The 19,033-nt window shown below is 72.2% G+C and carries 15 protein-coding genes; 7 read left to right on the plus strand and 8 right to left on the minus strand.

What is annotated here, in order from left to right:
- Nucleotides 1-10: 10 nt before the first annotated feature.
- The 6 genes from AB0K82_RS14825 to AB0K82_RS14850 all read right to left on the minus strand — a co-directional run bounded on the left by AB0K82_RS14825 (nt 11) and on the right by AB0K82_RS14850 (nt 9,224).
- Nucleotides 11-4,141, minus strand: a complete 4,131-nt coding sequence (locus AB0K82_RS14825; protein ID WP_364396883.1) for a glycosyl hydrolase — start codon at nt 4,139-4,141, stop codon at nt 11-13.
- Nucleotides 4,138-4,968 carry a carbohydrate ABC transporter permease gene (locus AB0K82_RS14830; RefSeq protein WP_364396886.1) on the minus strand — a complete coding sequence of 277 codons (831 nt, stop codon included), beginning with the start codon at nt 4,966-4,968 and terminating at the stop codon, nt 4,138-4,140. The genes AB0K82_RS14825 and AB0K82_RS14830 overlap by 4 nt, the downstream gene beginning before the upstream one ends.
- Nucleotides 4,965-5,903, minus strand: coding sequence for a sugar ABC transporter permease (locus AB0K82_RS14835; protein WP_364396889.1), 939 nt, complete (start codon nt 5,901-5,903; stop codon nt 4,965-4,967). The genes AB0K82_RS14830 and AB0K82_RS14835 overlap by 4 nt, the downstream gene beginning before the upstream one ends.
- Nucleotides 5,900-7,183: an extracellular solute-binding protein gene (locus AB0K82_RS14840; RefSeq protein ID WP_364396892.1), complete on the minus strand. Its 1,284-nt coding sequence runs from the start codon at nt 7,181-7,183 to the stop codon at nt 5,900-5,902. The genes AB0K82_RS14835 and AB0K82_RS14840 overlap by 4 nt, the downstream gene beginning before the upstream one ends.
- A gap of 96 nt (nt 7,184-7,279) precedes the next feature.
- Nucleotides 7,280-8,071 carry a DeoR/GlpR family DNA-binding transcription regulator gene (locus AB0K82_RS14845; RefSeq protein ID WP_364396895.1) on the minus strand — a complete coding sequence of 264 codons (792 nt, stop codon included), beginning with the start codon at nt 8,069-8,071 and terminating at the stop codon, nt 7,280-7,282.
- Between the two features lie 232 nt (nt 8,072-8,303).
- Nucleotides 8,304-9,224: a helix-turn-helix transcriptional regulator gene (locus AB0K82_RS14850; RefSeq protein ID WP_364396898.1), complete on the minus strand. Its 921-nt coding sequence runs from the start codon at nt 9,222-9,224 to the stop codon at nt 8,304-8,306.
- Between the two features lie 264 nt (nt 9,225-9,488).
- On the opposite strand from AB0K82_RS14850, the gene AB0K82_RS14855 reads away from it, so the two are divergent.
- Together AB0K82_RS14855 and AB0K82_RS14860 are read left to right on the plus strand one after the other, a co-directional pair.
- Nucleotides 9,489-12,044, plus strand: coding sequence for a family 78 glycoside hydrolase catalytic domain (locus AB0K82_RS14855; protein WP_364396901.1), 2,556 nt, complete (start codon nt 9,489-9,491; stop codon nt 12,042-12,044).
- A 136-nt stretch (nt 12,045-12,180) separates the two neighbouring features.
- Nucleotides 12,181-12,492 (plus strand): hypothetical protein, encoded by a 312-nt coding sequence (locus AB0K82_RS14860; RefSeq protein WP_364396904.1) that lies wholly within the window; start codon nt 12,181-12,183, stop codon nt 12,490-12,492.
- 84 nt (nt 12,493-12,576) lie between these two features.
- On the opposite strand, the gene AB0K82_RS14865 is transcribed toward AB0K82_RS14860, so the two are convergent.
- Nucleotides 12,577-13,461 (minus strand): helix-turn-helix transcriptional regulator, encoded by an 885-nt coding sequence (locus AB0K82_RS14865; protein ID WP_364396907.1) that lies wholly within the window; start codon nt 13,459-13,461, stop codon nt 12,577-12,579.
- On the opposite strand from AB0K82_RS14865, the gene AB0K82_RS14870 reads away from it, so the two are divergent.
- The 3 genes from AB0K82_RS14870 to AB0K82_RS14880 are packed head-to-tail and all read left to right on the plus strand — an operon-like array spanning nt 13,460 to nt 14,972.
- Entirely contained in the window at nt 13,460-13,747 is a 288-nt protein-coding gene (locus AB0K82_RS14870) for a hypothetical protein (RefSeq protein WP_364396909.1), read from the plus strand. The genes AB0K82_RS14865 and AB0K82_RS14870 overlap by 2 nt on opposite strands.
- Nucleotides 13,748-13,806: 59 nt before the next feature.
- The gene (locus tag AB0K82_RS14875; RefSeq protein ID WP_364396912.1) at nt 13,807-14,823 is read left to right on the plus strand and encodes a zinc-dependent alcohol dehydrogenase family protein; all 1,017 of its coding nucleotides are present in this window, start codon (nt 13,807-13,809) and stop codon (nt 14,821-14,823) included.
- Nucleotides 14,820-14,972 (plus strand): ATP-binding cassette domain-containing protein, encoded by a 153-nt coding sequence (locus AB0K82_RS14880; protein ID WP_364397028.1) that lies wholly within the window; start codon nt 14,820-14,822, stop codon nt 14,970-14,972. Before AB0K82_RS14875 ends, AB0K82_RS14880 begins: the two co-directional genes overlap by 4 nt.
- On the opposite strand, the gene AB0K82_RS14885 is transcribed toward AB0K82_RS14880, so the two are convergent.
- Nucleotides 14,942-15,592 carry a DUF6461 domain-containing protein gene (locus AB0K82_RS14885; protein ID WP_364396915.1) on the minus strand — a complete coding sequence of 217 codons (651 nt, stop codon included), beginning with the start codon at nt 15,590-15,592 and terminating at the stop codon, nt 14,942-14,944. The genes AB0K82_RS14880 and AB0K82_RS14885 overlap by 31 nt on opposite strands.
- Nucleotides 15,593-15,891: 299 nt before the next feature.
- On the opposite strand from AB0K82_RS14885, the gene AB0K82_RS14890 reads away from it, so the two are divergent.
- Together AB0K82_RS14890 and AB0K82_RS14895 are read left to right on the plus strand one after the other, a co-directional pair.
- Complete coding sequence (locus AB0K82_RS14890; RefSeq protein WP_364396918.1) at nt 15,892-17,268, plus strand: tryptophanase; 1,377 nt, start codon at nt 15,892-15,894, stop codon at nt 17,266-17,268.
- A gap of 72 nt (nt 17,269-17,340) precedes the next feature.
- Nucleotides 17,341-18,828: an MFS transporter gene (locus AB0K82_RS14895; RefSeq protein ID WP_364396921.1), complete on the plus strand. Its 1,488-nt coding sequence runs from the start codon at nt 17,341-17,343 to the stop codon at nt 18,826-18,828.
- The last annotated feature ends 205 nt before the right edge of the window (nt 18,829-19,033 follow it).

Here is a 19,033-nt window from a genome sequence, read left to right on the forward strand (position 1 = left end):
ACCGGCCGGCTCAGTGCCGGAGGCGGACGGGGCCGATGAGGCCGGAGACGCACTGGCCCGGGAAGACGAAGTGGGTGGGACTCACCGCGTCGAGATAGGGCGCGAGCGTGCCGAACACCACGATCTCCAGCTCGTTCGGGCCGGGCCGGACCAGCTCCGTCAGGTCGAAGCGGTACGGCGAGCACACCCTGACGCCCGCCGACCGGCCGTTCACGATCACCTCGGCGGTGCCGCGGACGCGTCCCAGGTCGAGCGCCGTGTTCGTCCCGTGGTCCAGCTCGATCCGGCGGCGGTACCGGACGCCGCCGCTGTGCTCCGGGAGTCCCACGGTCGCCCAGTCACCGAGTTCGATCCGGCCGGGGCCGACCTCGAAACGGACGGGTGCCGCGAAAGCGGCACCTTCCTCGTATCCCGGCAGCGTCCGCACCCGCACGGCGGCGCACCGTGCGCCCGGGCCGCCGCCGAGGTCGACGCCGCGGACCGGCGGTTCGGCGGCCCCGGCCGCATCCGCCGTGGTCACGGGGTGCTCGGTGCCGTCGACGAAGACCCGCACGTCGCCGTGCGGCCGCAGCTCCATCCGGGTGGCGCCGGGCGGGACGGCGAAGCGGAACCACTCGACCCGCTCCGGCCCGGTACGCGGCACGGCGAACACCACCGGAAGGACACAGGCGTCGTCGCCCGCCTCGGACGGCTCCAGCCAGGCGGTGCCGGGCAGCGGGTGGGGTCGCCGCCACAGGTGCAGCGCGGCCGGATCGCCGTACTGCCGGCGGCGCGCGACGACTCCGACCGCCACGCCGTCCCGCACCGCTCGCCAGGTCCCGTCCGGCGTGCCGCCGAAGTCCCGGTCGACGAGGATCGCGGCGGGAACGTCGCGCTCGGTGAGTTCCACGGTCAGCTCGTTGACCCCGGCGCGCAGCGCGCCCGCCACGTCGTACCGTCGCACCCGCGGGGCGTCGTGTTCGGCGTAGGGGTCGAAGCCGCCCTGGCGGCCGGCCTCGGTGCCGTTGACGAGCACCCGGCAGGGGTCGGCCGCGGCGATCTGCAGCACGGCGCGGTCCGGCACGGCGTCCAGGGGGACGCTCGTCCCGAGCGCGACGCGGGCGCCGGGCCGTGGAGGTCCCGCCGGGCCGATCCACTCCGGCCTCCGGTACGGACGCGGGTCCCGGACCAGGGCGATGTGCGCCCGCAGCCGTACGTCCTCGTCGGGGACGAGGCGCAGGTCGAGCACGTGTCTCCCCGCGCCGAGCCGCACCGGGGCGGTGGCGAGGTACCCGCCGTCGTCGACGGGCGGTTCCGCGCCGTCCAGCCAGACGATCTTGGCGGCCGGCGCGCCGATTGCGAGCGTCGCCTCGACGGCCTCCGGCACGATCAGGACGGTGCGCAGCCGTACCGCCTGCCCCGCTGCCACGTCGCCCAGGTCGAGGAACTCCTCCGGCACGTGCCCCTTGGGGCCCAGCGTCTCGCGGTGGATCGGGTCCTTGTGGATCCCGCGTGAGGTGGAGTAGCCGAGCGGCCGCCACCCCGCGCCCGCCTCGGGCCACGGCCCGGGCAGGTCGCCGGGGCGGGCGGGTCCGACGGCGAGCGCGTGCGGGCCGAACGTCGCGTGCGCGAGCGCCCAGGCCGCGTCGTCGTGCCCGGCCTCCGCCCAGCCGTCCCGCAGGCCGTCGTCGCCCGCCGCCTCGACCCGGTGCCGGAACGTCCACCGCGCCGGGCCGGGCGGCTCGCCGGCCGGCCGGGCGAAGTCCCCCCAGGTGTTGTCGAGCGTGCCGATGAGCTCCATGTCCCAGGTGGCGCCCAGGTCGCGCCACTCGGCGGCCTCTTCGGGCGCGGCATCGGCCCCGCCCGGAAGATCGCGCCACCGGGCGGCTCTCTCGGACGCGGCACCGGCCCCGCCCGAACCGGAGGCGCGGCCGTCACCGGAGCCGGCGGTCTCCGGCGTGCCGTCGCGAGAGTCCGCTTCGACCGGGGTCGTCGGGGCCGCGCCCGCGAACGCCGGACCGTGCGGAGCGTCGGGCGGTCCGGCGGTGGCCGGATCCGGGAAGACGAGGAGGGCGGCGGGACCGTCGTCGAACGGGACCACGACCTCGGTGACGTCGCCGTTCCGCTCGTACGCGAGCGGGCGCACCGTCCCGCCGAACGGGCCGGCGAGCAGCGGCTCGCCGCGTACGCCGCGCACTCGCACGCGTGTCTCGGTCGCGTACCGGCCGGGGTCGAAGTCGTACGTCGCGTCCAGCCAGCCGAGCTCGATCCCCCGCTCGTCGGGGCGGCCGACCGACACGTCACTGGCGTGCGGGACGGCGGCGGTCACGAAGACGAGCGTCGCGCCGTCGACCGCGCGGACGAGGACGGGCACCGGAGCCGCGACCCGCGGCGGTCCGGGCACGGTCAGCTCGCCGGTGGAGCCGACGAAGGCCGCGCCGGGCAGCGACGGGTCGGCGAAGCGTTCGCGCAGCCGCGTCAGGACGTCGCCGCTCCCCGCGGGCCGCGCGCGGACGGGTTCCGCCGCCCGCTCGGGCGCGCCGTCGGGAGAACCGGACCGTGGGCGCTCCGACGCGTCGCGGACGGCAAGGGGTGAGCCGCCGACGGTGCGTTCGGGCAGCGCGCCGACGGCGATCACGTTGCCGCCGGCGGCGGCGAACTCGTCCAGGCGGCGGGCCGTCTCGGCGTCCAGCACGGTGCAGCCCGGCAGGATGATCGTCGCGTACGCCTCCCCGGCGACCCGGAGCCGCCCGTCGCACACGGTGGCCCGGTGCACGGAGTCGTCGTCGATCACGTCGGCGTCCAGCCGCAGCCGGTCGAGGGCACCGGGGACCGTGTGGAACCACGCCATGTCGCCGACGAGTTCGCGGTAGATCCGCTGGGCCCGTACGGCGTCGTCGTCGACCCCGTCGAGCCGGGCGCCGGCCTGCGCGGTCGTGGTCGGCAGCAGCACCGCCACGTCGCACACGTGGTCGCCGAGGGACAGCGCGGCGCACAGCCGGGTGACCGCGTCGGCGAAGACCTTGTGGTGCGCCCAGTACGGCTGACGCCAGTCGGTGGACGGCGGCGCCCACTCCCACCAGCCGCCCTTCGTCGTGTAGTAGACGGCGTGCGGGTTGTAGAGGGTCGCGCCGGACCGCAGCCAGGGCAGCAGCCAGTCGAAGGTCTCCTCCAGCGTGCCGCCCCAGCCGCTGGAGTGGAACGCCTCGATCCAGGTGCGCGGCCGCCCGTACAGGTGGGCCAGCGACGAGTGGATCCGCGCGTCGCCGTGGTGGTCCGAGCCGGGCGCGCCGAACCACCGGTGAGTGCGCGCGTAGTCGGCGTACAGCCGGACGCCGTCCACCGGGTCCCCGGCGCGGGCGGGGTCCTGCTGGTCGCAGCCGTGCAGGAGGCCGTGCCGGTCGTGCCACTCGGCGAGCGGGCGGAAGAACGCCTCCTCGGCCAGCTCGGCGCGGGTGCGGTGGTAGTCGTGCCGGACCTCCGCGCCGCCCGGCTCGCCGGTCCAGCGGTGGTGGTCGTGCCGGACGTCCGCGCCGCCCGGCTCGCCGGTCCACAGGATCGGCAGGTACGGGGTGAGGTCGTAGCCGCGCCGCCGCTCGAACTCCTCGGCGAAGTGCGGCGACCACGTCGGCAGGGCCGGCAGCTCGTCCTGGAACGACCCGACGATGACCGAGCCCAGCCGGTGCGGCAGGCGCCGTTCGAACTCCCCGTGCACGCGGTCGAGGAGGGTGGCGCAGGCGTCCGCCGACAGGTAGTCGAAGCCGCGGCGGACCACGCCGGTGCGGTGCAGCCAGCGCCCGGCGTACTCCGGCACCTCCTGGACCAGCCGGGCCTGCAGGTCGGCGCCGGAGAACCCGAGCTGGTCGTAGAACCACAGGGAGGCGCCGAGTTCCGCCGCGTCGGCGCAGACACCGTCGAGCAGTTCCCACCAGGGCTCGGTGAAGAACGCCGGGTCGTCGGCGTCGGAGCCGAACATCGGCCCCGACGGCGCGAGGTTGAGCACGACCAGGTTGTGCACGCCGCCGGCGACGAACCGCTCGAGCTGCCACCGCAGGCGGGCGCGGTCCAGGCGTTCCCCGCTCCACCACCAGATCGCGGCCGGGGAGAACTCCGGCGGCGGATCGCGCAGCACCGCCGCCAGCCGTGGGGGCAGCCCGCTCATCCCTTCAGCCCGCCGGCGAAGCCACGGATGACGTAGCGCTGCAGCACCAGGAAGACCACGATGATCGGGAGCGCCGCCAGCACGAGACCGGCGAAGACGAGACCGTAGTCGGAGACGTACTGCCCGACGAACGAGAACACCCGTACTGGAACCGTCTCCTTGCTGGAGCCGCCGAGGTAGAGCAGCGGCGTGAAGAAGTCGTTCCAGATGAACACGGCGTTGAGGATCAGCACCGTGCCGGTGATCGGCCGCAGCAGCGGGAACACCACGCGGGTGAACGCCTGCAGGTGCGACGCGCCGTCGATCAGCGCCGCGTTGGCGTAGTCGCGGGGCAGCGCCCGGATGAACCCGGTGTAGAGGAAGATCGTAAACGGCAGCTGGATGCCGGTGTAGAACACGATCATGCCTTGGTACGTGCCGAGCAGGCCGAGCTGGTCGACCAGTTTGAACAGCGGGATCATCCCGAGCTGGAACGGCAGCACGATGCCGAGCAGGAAGAGGACGTACAGCGCGTAGCCGAGCCGGGAGGCGCAGCGGGCCAGGAAGTACGCGGCGAAGGAGCCGAGCGCGATCAGGCAGACCAGGCCGGCCACGGTGATCATGGTGCTGTTGAGCAGCGCCGAGCCCAGCGACGCCCTCGACCACGCGTGGGAGTAGTTGTCCAGCGTCGGCGCGGTCGGCGGGGACAACGGCGTGCTCGCGATCTGCTTGGGGTCCTTCAGCGAGAGCACGACCAGCGCGTACACCGGGAACAGGAACGCCAGGCCCACCGCGATCATGACGAGTTCGAGGGCGAACGTCCGCAGGCCGTACCGCAGGTGCGTCATGCCGTGACCTCCCTTCTCCGTAGATAGGCGATCTGCACGAGCGACACCGCCGCGACGAACAGGGCGAGCACGAGCGCGATCGCGGTGCTGTACCCGTACTTGCCGTACACGAAGGCCTGCTTGTACAGCACCGTCGACAGGGTCTCGCTGGCGTAGCCGGGGCCGCCGCCGGTCGCGGCGTACACCTGGTCGAACAGCTTCAGCCCGCCGATGGTGGACAGCATCACGTTGATCGTCAGGGACGGCGCGAGCAGCGGCCAGGTGACGTAGCGGAACCGCTGCCAGCGGCCGGCGCCGTCGATCATCGCGGCCTCGTGCAGCTCCGGTGGCACCCCTTCCAGCCCGGCGAGGAAGATGACCATCGAGTAGCCGGCGTACTGCCACACGACCATCCCGGCCACCGACCACAGCGTGAGCGAGGGGTCGCCGAGCCAGTCCTGCCGCAGCCCGCCGAGGCCGAGCATGCCGAGGATGCCGTTCAGTCCGGCGTGCGGGTCGGGGTTGTAGACGTACTTCCACAGGAAGGCGATCATCACCGGGCTGACCACCGCGGGCGCGAAGAAGATCACTCGCAGTGCGGTCCGCGACTTGATCCGCGCGTGCACGCCGAGCGCGAGCAGCAGCCCGACGCCGTTCTGCACGATGACGATCGCGACGGTCAGCAGCAGCGTGTTGCGCAGGGCGCCGACGGCCCGCTCGTCACCGAACAGCGTCCGGAAGTTCGCCAGGCCGTTGAACGACTTGTCGCCGATCCCGCTCCAGTCGGTGAAGGCGTACACGACGCCCGAGACGCTCGGGTAGAGGACGACGAGCGCGTACACCAGCAGGGCGGGAGCGACGAACCACCAGGGCGGGATCAGCGCGCCCGTCCGGCGACCGCGCGCCGCCGGGCGCGTGGTCGCCGAGCGGGTGGCACGACGGGTAACGAGCGTCATGACTTCTTCCGGTAGATCTCGTCCATCTTCGCCAGCCCCTTGTCCACGGTGGTCTTGCCGGCCAGCAGGTCCTGGACGACGGCGAAGTGGGTCGGCTGGACCTCGGCGTTCGGCCACGCCTGGTCCATGAAGGGCACCGCCTTGTTGCCCTCGATGAACGGCAGGAACGGCTCCAGCACCGGGTCGATCTTGGAGTTCGCGTCCCGCTTGAGCGGGATGCAGGCGACCGCCTGTGCCCAGCGGTTCATGTTCTCCGGCTTGCCGAGGAACTCGATGAACGCCTTGGCCGCGTCGGCGTTCCGGCTCCGCGCGCTCACACCCAGGCCGACGACGACGCCCGCGGGGATCCACACGCCCGCCTCGGTGTCCGCGCCCGGGAACGGGAACATCGCCAGGTCATCGGCGTTGGTGGCGGCCTTGCGGAAGTCGGGCAGCACGGCCGACACCTGGACGGCCATGGCGGCCTTGCCGGTGGCCACCATGGACGTCTGCTGCTCGTACGTCGTGCCGTTGGGGTTCGGGTTGAAGAACCCGCGTTTCTGCAGCTCCAGGTACATGTTCATCGCGTCCCGCCAGCCCGACTGCGCGAAGCTCGCCGAGCCCGCCTTCATCTGGGCGTCGAACTGCGGGTTCTTGGCGTACACGGTCGACGGCACGAGCGCGTATGTGATCAGCTGGGTGACCCAGGGTGTCTGCGCGCCGAGCGCGATCGGGATCTTGCCCGCCTTCTTGATCTTGTCGCACACGTCGAGGAGCTCGGTCCAGGTCTTCGGCGGTTCGACCTTCGCCTGCTCGAAGACCTTCTTGTTGTAGATCGCGCCGATCACGCTGGACCCCGCGGAGTACAGGAAGGTCTTGCCCTCGAGCTGGAACGCCGGCTTGAGGCCGGCCGGGATCACCTGGGTCCACTGCTGCTTGCTGAGGTCGGCGAGCAGTCCGGCCTGCGCGATCTCCACCATCGACATCGCGCTGCCGCTGCCCGGGTAGACGACGTGCACGTCGGGCGCGTTGCCCGCGCCGAGCTGGGTGCGCAGCGAGGTCTGCACCTGGTCCGTCGGCGCGTACGACGTCGCGAACTTCGCCTGCGTGTACAGCTTGGTCAGCTCGTCGAGCGCCTTCTGCTGGTCGGCCACGCCGACGAGGCGCAGCGTCTTCCCGCCGCCGCCCGAGCTCGATGATCCGCCGCACGCGGTCAGCGCCGCCGGCATCGCCGCCACGGCGGCGAATCCTCCCGCCGCCCGCAGGAACTGCCTGCGGTTCGGCTCGAATCGCGATGTCATCGGGTCCTCCTTGTGGTTCGGTGAATCCCCCGAGACGTGATGTGTTCTTTCAGCGCCGCCGTGCGCGGTGATCTCGCACCGGGGCCGGGCCCGCGGTCATGCGGCGACCTCGTACGGGATCTTGTGCTCGTCGAATTCGCGGAGCGCGTCCGCGGACGCCCCGGCATCGACGATCACCCGGTGGAACACGCTCAGCGGGGCGACCCGGTGCAGCGCGGTCCGGCTCAGTTTGGTGTGGTCGAGCAGCAGCACGTTGCGCGCGGCGCGGGCGAGCATCGCGCGCTTGACCGAGACGATGTGCTGCTCCTGGTGGTACGCGAAGCCGCCGGAGACCGCCGAGGTGGACACGAAGCACAGGTCCACCTGGAGAGAGTCGATGGCCTCGATGCAGGACACGCCGAGGAAGGAGTTGTGCAGCGGGTCGTAGTCGCCGCCGAGGGCCATCAGCCGTACGTCGCGCACCTGGGACAGCAGGTTGAGCGACTCCATGAAGTTCGTGACGACGGTGAGCGGGGTGATGCCCGCCAGCCGCCGGGCGAGCGCCAGCGCGGTCGTGGAGTCGTCGAGCATCACGGCCATGCCCGGCTCGATCATCTCGGCGGCCTTCGCGGCGATCGCGTCCTTCTCGAGCTGCATGGCCTTCATGCGGAAGGCGACGTTGCTCTCGAACACGCCGGAGGGCTGCGCGGTCACCCCGCCGTGGTACTTGCGGACGATGCCCTGGTGCTCCAGCTCGTCCAGGTCCCGGTGGATCGTCATGAGGCTGACCTGGAACCGCTCGGCCAGCTCCGCGGCGGTGGCCGAGCCGTGGGTCAGCACGTGCTCGGCGATCTCCTCTTGCCGTCCGGCGGGTCCGCGCCTGCCGGCACGCGTTCCGGTACCGTCCATCCGCTCCTCCGTCAGATCAGCGACATAACACTCAATGCCGTGATCTTCACATCCACGTCGGGTGGTTTCCGGATCTTGTAGCACGCATGTAACCGACGTCAAGCCCCGTTATCGATCGGACATAAGCCCAGTCGAGACCGGCCGTAACCCGGCGGCACCCACGCCGCACCCGCCCAGGCCGACCGGAGTTCACGCGTTGACGTGTGGTTTTAAAGCCGAGATAACGCGCGAATCAGGCGTCCGGGAGAACCGGCTTGCGCGGCACGAGCGGGAACGGAGCCTGCTCGGCGAACCGCTGCCGGTAGGCGGTCGCGGTCAGACCGAAGTGCGCCTTGAACCGGCGGGCGAAGTAGTTCTGGTCCGGCCAGCCCACCGACCGGCTGATCTGCGTGATCGGCTGCGCCGTGCGCAGCAGCAGCGAGGCCGCGATCTCGGCCCGCAGCCGGGAGAGGTAGGCCATCGGCGGCAGGCCGGTGGCGGCCTTGAACACCCGCACGAGGTGGCTCGGTGTGATGTGCAGTTCGCCGGCGAGCTCGGCGAGCGTCCAGGCGTGCGCGGGACGCGACTCCAGCAGTCGCATGGCCCGCACGGCGGCCGGGTGGGTCGGGGGCCGCCCGGCGGGCGCCCCCTCGGCGGCCGCGACGGCGCGGGCCAGCCGGGTCGTGAACAGCAACAGCCGCCCGATCACGGCGCCGCGGTCCGCCGCCGGCCCGAGCCGGCTCAACTCGCGGAGCTGCGCCGTGCACTCCTTCAGCGCGGCCGGGTCGAGCGTCGTGCTCAGCGTGCCGCGCCGCTGCGCCGACATCGGCCCGGTCCACAGCAGGTGGCCTAGGAGCGGGTCCTCGCGGGTCCAGGACAGCTCGTGCTGGAGCAGCCCGGTGCTGACACAGCAGTTGTAGAGGGCGAGGTCGCGGCACCGTTCGTAGCCGTGCCACACGCCCGGGCGCAGCACCATGACGTCGCCGGACCGCAGGTCACGGCGGCCCGCCGGGGAGTGGTGCACGCCGACGCCGCCGACCACCACCGCGATCTCCAGGAAGCTGTGCGTGTGCGCGACATGGGACCGCGCGTGCACGTAACGGCCCGCGTGCGCGGGCGCGCCGCCGGTGAGATACGTCAGGCCGGCCCGCGACAGCTCCACCGGCTCGGTCATGGGGCGAGATTAGCGCGATATCAATTTCGTGCTACTTGAAGCCCACTGCGGGCTATTCGGCCGGACCGGCCGCCGCGCATGATCCAGTACCAACGACGCGAAGAGTCCGAGGCCGGAACGGTGCCCACGGCCCGACGGCGGACTCGAAACGGGACCGGGACCCGCCCGGTGCCGCCGCGGACGGATCAGAACGTCCAGCGAAGGACCGCCCATGGCCGACGACCGACCGAACATCCGCCACACGATGACCCGGTGGAGCGCCGCGTGAAGGTGACGGACGTCCGTTTCGAACACCACCGCGAGGCTCTCGGCATCGGCGTACCCCGGCCGCGGGTGTCGTGGACGACGGTCACCGACGCGACGGGCTGGCGGCAGACCGTCCGGCAGCTCCAGGTGCTCGACGAGGCCGGCAGAGTGGTCTGGGACACCGGCCGGGAGAAGACCGGCGAGTCCGTGCTGGTGCCCTGGCCCGCGCCTCCGCTCGCCTCCCGGGACCGGCGCCGGGTGCGGGTGCGGGTCTGGGGACCGGACGACGCCGGCCCGTCGCCGTGGAGCGAGGCGGTCCCGGTCGAGGCGGGTCTCCTGAGACCGGGCGACTGGACCGCCGCGTTCGTCACCGGCGGCCCGGACCGGATGCTGCGCCACGGCTTCGACCTGCGGGACGGGATCGTCTCCGCCCGGTTGTACGCCACCGCGCTCGGCGTCTACGAGCTCGAGCTGAACGGCGCGCGGGTCGGCGACCACGTGCTGGCGCCCGGCTGGACCAGCTACCGGAACCGCCTGCGGTACCAGACGTACGACGTCACGGACCTGCTGCGTCCCGGGCCGAACGCGCTCGGCGCCCTCCTCGGCGACGGCTGGTACCACGGGCGGCTCGGCTGGGCCGACGGCTCGGCGTACTACGGCGACGAGGTCGCGCTGCTCGCCCAGCTGGAGGTCCGGTACGCCGACGGCACGACCGGCCGCGTCGGCACCGGCCCCGGCTGGGCCTGCGCGCCCGGCCCGATCGTGACGTCCGACCTGTACGACGGCGAACGCCACGACGCCCGGGCCGTACCTCCCGGCTGGTCGATGCCCGGTTTCGACGACGAGGCGTGGCGGGCGGTGCGCGTCGTGGCCGCCGACCCGGCCCGGCTGGTCGCCCCCGACGGACCGCCGGTGCGCCGCACCGAGGTCCTCGAACCCGTGGCGGTCACCGAGTCGCCGGACGGTCACCCCATCCTCGACTTCGGGCAGAACATCGCCGGGCGGCTGCGCATCCGGGTCGGCGGCCCGGCCGGGCACGTGGTGACGCTGCGCCACGCGGAGGTGCTCGACGAACGCGGCGGCCTGTGCGTCCGGCCACTGCGCACGGCCCGCGCCACCGACGAGTACGTGCTGCGCGGCGCCGGGATCGAGGAATGGGAGCCGCGTTTCACCTACCACGGGTTCCGCTACGCCGAGGTGCGCGGCTGGCCGGGGACGCTCGACCCGGCCGACGTGCGCGCCGTCGTCTGCCACACCGACATGACCCGCACCGGCCGGTTCACCTCCTCCGACCCGATGCTGAACCGCCTGCACGAGAACGCGGTGTGGAGCATGCGCGGCAACTTCGTCGACCTGCCCACCGACTGCCCGCAACGCGACGAGCGGTTCGGCTGGACGGGCGACGCGCAGGTGTTCGCGCCGGCCGCGGCGTTCCTGTACGCGTGCGGCGGCCTGTTCGCCTCCTGGCTGACCGACCTGGCCGCCGAGCAGCACGACGACGGCCTCGTCCCGCCGTACGTTCCGTACGTGAAGGTCGAGGGCGACGGCGCGCGGCCGGCCGCCGCCTGGGGCGACGCGGCGGTGATCGTGCCCTGGACGATGTACCGGCGCTTCGGCGACCGGGACGTGCTGCGCCGCCAGTACCCGTCGATGCGCGCGTGGGTGGACGGCGTCGCAGCGCTGGCCGGTGACCGGTACGTGTGGGACACCGGTTTCCAGTTCGGCGACTGGCTCGACCCGGCCGCGCCGCCCGACCGGCCCGACGCCACCCGTACGCCGCCCGGCCTGGTCGCCACGGCCTACCTCGCGTACTCCGCCGGCCTGGTCGCCCGTACGGCGGAGGTCCTCGGCGAGACCGCGGACCGGGACCGGTACGACGACCTGGCCGGGCGCGTCCGCGCGGCGTTCCACGCCGAGTACCAGGGCCCCGACGGGCGGCTGACGGGCGACTCGCAGACCGGGTACGCGCTGGCGCTCGGCTTCGGCCTGCTGGAGGACGCGGCGGGCCGCCGGGCCGCGGGCCGGCGCCTCGCCGAGGTGGTCCGCCGCGACGGGCACCGCATCGGCACCGGGTTCGTCGGCACGCCGCTGGTCTGCGACGCGCTGTGCGACGCCGGCGAGCACGAGACCGCGTACCGCCTGGTGCTCCAACGCGCGTGCCCGTCATGGCTGTACCAGGTGACGATGGGCGCCACGACGATCTGGGAGCGCTGGGACAGCCTGCTGCCCGACGGCACGGTCAACCCGGGCACGATGACGTCGTTCAACCACTACGCCTACGGCGCGGTGGCCGACTGGCTGCACCGCGTCGTCGCCGGTCTCGCCCCCGACGAGCCGGGTTACCGGCGCCTGCTCGTCCGCCCCCGTCCGGGCGGCGGGCTGACCCACGCCTCCGCCACCCTCGACACCCCGTACGGCCGGGCCGAGGCCGGCTGGCGGCTGCTTCCGGCCACGCGGGAACTCCAGGTCGAGGTGCTGGTCCCGCCGAACGCGACCGCGCGGGTGATCCTGCCGGCCGGCGAGACGACAGACGTCACCGCCGGCCGCCGCACCTTCCGCGCGCCGTTCGGCTGACCTCTGCCCCGTCGGGCTCGTCGACCAGACGTTTTGCCCGGCCATGGCGAGGGCGGGTGTGTCACCGGGGTGGGCGTGGTGGGCCCGCGGGAAGGCCGCTCGTGACGCGGCCGCAGATCCCACCGAAAGGGAAACCATGACACTGCAGATGATCAACACCCTCATCGAGCCCGCCGCCAAGCGTGGCGTCACGGCGATGTCCGGTGGCTGGGGCTACTTCACCGCGAACGGCGACGTGATCCTCGACGTCGGAGCGCCCTGGATCACCCCGACCACTCTGGTGTTCGCCTCGATCGTGGAGGTGGACGAGAACAACGTGCCGATTATGGGAGACGCGCGCATGACCGTCCGCAACATCGAGCCCTACCAGGGCGGCATCCGGACCTGGGCCACCATCGATTGGGGCAGCCCCCTGCGCGTGCGGGTCAGCTATTCCTGGTCGGAATGACCCGTCACCGCGCCGGCGGGAAGATCCGCACGGTTCGGTGACGAGTCCACCGCGCGGCCCCGCGGGACTGCGGGGCCGCCGCGATCAGGAACGGTGGTCGTCGTGGAGCGCGGGGTCGGGCCGGTCCTGGGTGGCGGCCCAGGTGGCCAGGAGGCGCAGGTTGTCGGCGCTGGGGGTGTCGGGGGTCGCGGTGTAGATGATCATGGTGAGGCCCGGTTCGGAGGTCAGGGTCATGGCCTCGAAGTGAAGTTCGAGGTCGCCGACGGCCGGGTGGTGGATCCTTTTGACGCCGGTGCGGTGGTACCGGACGTTGTGGTCGGCCCAGCGTTGCCGGAAGACCTCGCTTCGGGTGGACAGTTCCCCGATGAGATCGGTGAGGGTCTTGTCGTGCGGGTTACGTCCGGCGTCGGCGCGGAGGATGGCTGCGATGTCGTCGGCGGCCTTGTCCCAGTCGGTGAAGAAGTCGCGGGCGGCGGGGTCGAGGTAGATGAAGCGGGCGGTGTTGGCGGGGCGGCGGGGATCGGCCAGGATCGGCGCGTACAGGGCACGGGCCAGGCGGTTGGTGGCCAGCACGTCGTGGTGGTCGTTGCGGATCCAGGCGGGGGCGTCGCCGATGGCGTCCAGCATGTGCTGGAGTGCGGGCCGTAGCCGCCGGGCGGGGGCCTTGCGGCGGGTCGCGGCGGACGCGGGAGCGCGCCGAGCGAGATCGAAGAGGTGCTCGCGTTCGGCGTCGTCGAGTCGCAGGGCGCGGGCGATGCCGTCCAGAACACCGTCGGAGGCGCCGGACAGGTTGCCGCGCTCCAGCCGCACGTAGTAGTCGACCGAGACGCCGGCCAGCATCGCGACCTCCTCCCGGCGCAGCCCCTTCACCCGGCGGTTGCCGCCGTAGGCGGGCAGGCCCGCCTGCTCGGGGGTGACACGGGCCCGGCGGGAGGCGAGGAACTCCTTGATCTCGGCGCGATCGTCCATGCCCCTACGGTATGCGCACGGCCGCTCGGCGAAGCAGGTACTGGCATTACCTGGAACGACAGACACTGCCGCCACCTGGCGGAAGGCTGTTTCCTGGAGATGGGCCGCGTCGACGGCCCGGGCCGCCCCGGCCCCTCTGCGGCGGGCGGCTCACGACGGCAGCGAGAGGACCCAGGAAAACGATCACGCCAACGAGGACACCATCGGCGCCCTCGCCGACCTCGTCACCGAGGGCAAGATCCACCACCACCACAACGAGGCCCAGATGCGCATGATCGACCGCTGACCCGGACCATCCGGCCTCGTACGATCTGATCCCCCCGATTAGCCAGACAGGAGCTGCCCATGCTCAGCACGATCATCTACGGCCCCGGCGACGTCCGTTTCGAGGAGCGCCCCGACCCGGAGATCGTCGAGCCCACCGACGCGATCGTCCGCACCGTCGCGACCTGTGTGTGCGGCTCGGACCTGTGGCGGTACCGCGGCATCAACGAGGTGCCGCAGCCCACGCCCATCGGCCACGAGTACGTCGGCGTCGTCGCGGAGGTCGGCTCCGCGGTGACGTCGGTCCGGCCCGGACAGTTCGTCGTCGGCGGCTTCCTCACCAGCGACAACACCTGCCCGGTCTGCCGGGCCGGGGCGCACGCCAACTGCCAGAACGGCACCGGTTACGACGGCTGCCAGGCCGAGCTCATCCGCGTCCAGAACGCCGACGGCACCCTGCTCGCCACTCCGGAGCGGCCGGCCGACGACCTGGTGCCCGGCCTCCTGGCCCTCTCCGATGTGATGTGCACCGGCTGGCACGCCGCGGTCTGCGCGGACGTACGGCCCGGCGGCACCGTCGTCGTGGTCGGCGACGGCGCGGTCGGCCTCTGCGGCGTGCTCGCGGCGCGTGAGCTCGGCGCGGAGCGGATCATCGCGATGAGCCGCCACGCGGACCGGCAGGCGGTCGCCCGCCGGTTCGGCGCCACGGACGTCGTCGCCGAGCGCGGTGACGCCGGTGTCGAGGCGGTCAAGGAGCTCACCGGCGGCGTCGGCGCCGACTCCGTCCTCGAATGCGTCGGCACCGACGAGTCCGTGGCGCAGGCGCTCCGCTCCGCCCGCCCCGGTGGCATGGTCGGCTGGGTCGGCGTCCCCCACATCACCGACCTCCCGCAGGAGCACATGTTCTGGAAGAACGTCGGCCTGCGCGGCGGCCCGGCCCCGGCGCGGGCCTACCTGCCCGACCTCCTTGAGCGGGTCTGGGAGCACCGCATCGAGCCGGGCGAGGTGTTCGACCTGACCCTGCCGCTGGAGAAGGTGGCCGAGGCGTACGCCGCGATGGACGAGCGGCGAGCCATCAAGGCCCTGCTTCGGCCCTGAACCGGCGCCTTTGCGGCCAGCGGCAGCGGATCGCCATCGCGCGGGCGATGCTCCGCGACAGTCCGGTGCTGATCCTCGACGAGCTCATCGGCGAGACACCTGAGGACACGGGCGGCCGTCAGCGAACGGCGGCCGTGCCGCACAGGTAGACCGCGTCGTCGAGCATGGCCTCGGTCACGCGGACTCCGGTGAGCCGCTCGGCCAGCGCGAAGGCGGCCGTCGTGGTCGGGCCGATCTCCTCGCGGTCGTCCTCCAGGTCGAACCCGATCTGCCTCATGTCCTCGAGGAGGGCGTCCGGGGTGCTGCCCTCCCGGTTGCCGGCGAACAGCGGCTCGAACTCCAGCCGGACGTCGCCGTCCTCGATCCAGGAGAAGCCGCCGACGCCGTTGCCGCCGTTGTAGCGGTGCGAGACGAGCCGGGTCCCCGCCGAGACCGGGCCCATGGTCGAGGGGGTCACGCCAAGATGGCCGTTCACCTCCAGCGCCAGGGTCCAGTCCCCGCCGTCTCCGGCCACCGTCGTGGCGCCGATGAACTGAACGTCGCCGTAGTGCGGCTGGTCCCAGTACTGGAACGAGAGGTCGAAGAACTCATCGGCGAGTTCGAGGGCCTCGAACATGATCCGCGCGCCGAGCCGGTCCATGAACTCCCTCGGCGTGATGCCGCGTACGAGGGTCAGGCAGTACGCCGAGAACAGGCCGCCGTCCTCATCGGCTCCGATCCACGCGTAGTCGGCTGCGACGGCCTTCGGCCGCCCGAAGTTCGTTGACACGAAATCAGGATCATAGGCGTGCGGCCCCCCCCTCGGCGTGGGCGGCACGTCCTTCCGGCCAGGCCCATGGCATGGCGAAACGGCGGGACGACCGTCAGGATGCATCCGGTTCACCATTAATTCTGATTTTGATGCGCCCAAATCGGCATGGAACGCGCCATAATTCCATCTGTCGGCCAGTCAACAATCCCGGTTTCGGACCTGCCATCCCCCACCTCGGCACCGACCGCGGATCGGCCGTTCCCCCGACCGCGCCCGCCACCGGCCGGCGCGCCGCATGACGCAAGGAGTCCCCGCGAATGCCCCTCATGGAGCCCTACCGGATCAAGGTCGTCGAACCGATCCCGGTGACCACCCGCACCCAACGCGCGCAGGCCCTGGCACGCGCCGGGTACAACCTTTTCGGGCTGCGCGCCGACGAGGTCACCATCGACCTGCTGACCGATTCGGGCACCGGAGCGCTCTCCGCCGCCCAGCAGGCGGCCGCGGCGACCGGGGACGAGTCGTACGCCGGAGCGCGATCCTTCCATCGCTTTCGCGAGGTGGTCGAGGATCTGACCTCCTATGAGCACATCTATCCGGTGCATCAAGGACGCGCCGCCGAGCGGATTCTGTTCGCCACACTGCTCAAACCAGGCCAAATAACGCTTAGTAACACGCACTTTGACACAACAAGGGCGAACTCCGAACTCATCGGTTGCGAGGCCCGGGACCTGCCCTGCCCGGAGGCGAAGGATCTCGACAGCCACGAGCCGTTCAAGGGGAACATCGATCTGGCGGCCCTGGAGACAACGCTGACCGGCCCGGACGCCGACCGGGTCGGCCTGGTCATCATGACGATCACGAACAACGGAGGCGGCGGCCAGCCGGTCTCGATGGCCAACCTCGAGGCGGCGTCCGAGCTGTGCCGGCGGCACGGCGTACCGTTCTTCCTCGATGCCGGGCGCTTCGCCGAGAACGCCTGGCTGGTCACCCAGCGTGACCCCGAGTACGCGAACACCGACCCCCGCGACGTGGCCAAGGCCGCGTTCCGCCTCGCCGACGGGTGCCTGGCGAGCCTCAAGAAGGACGGGATCGCCCATATCGGCGGCCTGCTCGCGATGCGCGACGGTGACCTGGCACGGCGGTGCGAGGTGATGCTGACCGCGACCGAGGGCTTCCGCACGTACGGCGGCCTGGCGGGCCGGGACCTGGAGATGCTGGCCCAGGGGCTCGTGGAGGTGACGGATCCGCACTATCTCCGCTCACGCGAGGCTTCGGCGGCTTACCTGGCCGAACTCGTGAACGCGGCCGGTGTCGACACCGTGCGGCCGCCCGGCCTGCACGCCGTCTACCTCAACGCGGGACGCCTGCTGCCGCACATCCCGCCGGAGCGCCTCCCCGGTCACGCGCTGGCCTGCGCGCTGTACCTGGAGGGCGGCATCCGGACCGTCGAGCTCGGCACGCTGATGCTCGGCAAGGAGGGCGCCGAGGGCGAGCCGGCGACCCTCGCCCCGTTCGAGCTGGTCCGGCTGGCGCTCCCCCGCCGGACGTACACCCAGAGTCACCTGGAGTACGTCGCGGAGGTCATCGGCCTGGTGGCCAAGCAGGCCACGCTCGTGCCGGGCTACCGCGTCGTCGAGTCGCCCCCGATCCTGCGGCACTTCAACGCGCGGCTGGAGCCGGTCACCGAGTAGGACACCCGGCCTCGTGTCCACCTCCTGCGTGCGCGGACGACCCGGCTCGATTCCGAGGGGCGCGGACGTTTCATGACCTCTCACGTAATCGTCGCGGTGCGGGCCCAGGCGGCAATCTCGATCTCGCAGCCGCCGAGCAGAGCAGGAGACAACGACATGACCGCCATCAAGGCGCCCGCGGCCGTCCCCGTACGGGTGACGGCCGCCCCCGGCTGGGGGACCCTGCTGGTCCTCCTCACCGGGGTCTTCATCACCACCCTCGACTTCTTCATCGTCAACGTGGCGATCCCCGCCACGCAGCGGGACCTGAACGCGACCCCGTCGCAGGTCCAGTTCCTCGTCGCGGGCTTCGGGGTGGCACTGGCAGCCGGGCTGATCACCGCCGGGCGGCTCGGCGACCTGTACGGGCGGCGGCGGATGTTCGCGATCGGGCTCGCCGTGTTCACGCTGGCCTCGGCGGCCTGCGGGGAGGCCCCGACCGCCGGGTTCCTCATCGGCGCGCGGGTCGCGCAGGGACTGGGCGCGGCGCTGCTGATGCCCCAGGTCCTGGCGATCATCAACACCGTCTACACCGGCGAGCACCGGGCCAAGGCCTTCAACGCCTATGGCGTCGCGATGGGCTTCGGCGGCGTGTTCGGGCAGCTCATCGGCGGCATCCTGATCAAGGCGGACATCGCCGGTCTCGGCTGGCGCACCATCTTCCTGATCAACGTGCCGGTGGGCGTGGCCGCGCTCGCGCTGGTCCCCCGGCTGGTGCCCGAGTCCCGCGCCGCGGCCGGCGCCCGGCTGGACCTGGTCGGCACCGTGCTCGTCTCGCTCGGCCTGGTCGCGATCGTCTTTCCCCTGGTGCAGGGCCGCGCGCAGGGCTGGCCGATATGGACGTGGGAGTGCCTGGGAGCGGCGGTCGTCCTGCTGACGGCGTTCGCCCTGTACCAGCGGCGGGCCGCAGCACCCCTGGTGACCCCGGCCCTGTTCCGGAACCGCTCGTTCACCGTCGGCGCGACCGTCAGCCTGCTGTACGCGATGACGATGGGCTCGTTCTTCCTCGTGCTGGCCCTCTACCTGCAGCAGGGACGTGGACTGTCCGCCCTGGAGTCCGGGCTGATCTTCCTCCCGCTGGGCCTCGGCTACTTCCTGTCCTCCACGCGCGCCGCCGCGGTCGCCGCGAGGCTCGGACGTCAGGTCATCGCCGTCGGCGCGCTGGGCACGGCGCTCGGGTACGTGGTGCTCGCGCTGACCGCCTTGGAGCTCGGCGAGCACGGTGCCGTCGGCTGGATCATCCCCGGCCTGGTGGTCGCGGGCGCCGGGATGGGCCTGGTCATGGCACCGCTCCCCGCGCTGGTGCTGGGCGGGGTCGAGCCCGCGCACGCCGCCACCGCGTCCGGTGTGCTGAGCACCGCCCAGCAGGCCGGCGGCGCGATCGGGGTGGCCCTGATCGGCGTGATCTTCTACGGCGCGCTCGGCACCTTCCCGCACGCCTTCGCCGCCGGCCTGATCCTGCTGATCGTCCTGGACACACTGGTCGCGGCCCTGGTCCAGGCCCTCCCCCGCGCGCGGTGAGGCCCCGTCTGCCCCTATGGATGCTCCTCCGTCGGCCCGCCTCGACGCGCCGCGTCGAGGCGGGGCCGACGTCTGCGTGGCGTGACGCCCGCCCTACTTTCGGTGACGCTTCAGTTACTCCACGGAATCAATGTCGCACCATGTGGCGATTTGCGCACGGATCGTCACATCGTCCTTCGGGTACGTCCGGTGTTGGGGTGAAGGC

It is taken from the genome of Actinoallomurus sp. NPDC052274, assembly GCF_040679475.1.
In the GTDB taxonomy this organism is placed as follows: Bacteria; Actinomycetota; Actinomycetes; order Streptosporangiales; family Streptosporangiaceae; genus Actinoallomurus; species Actinoallomurus liliacearum.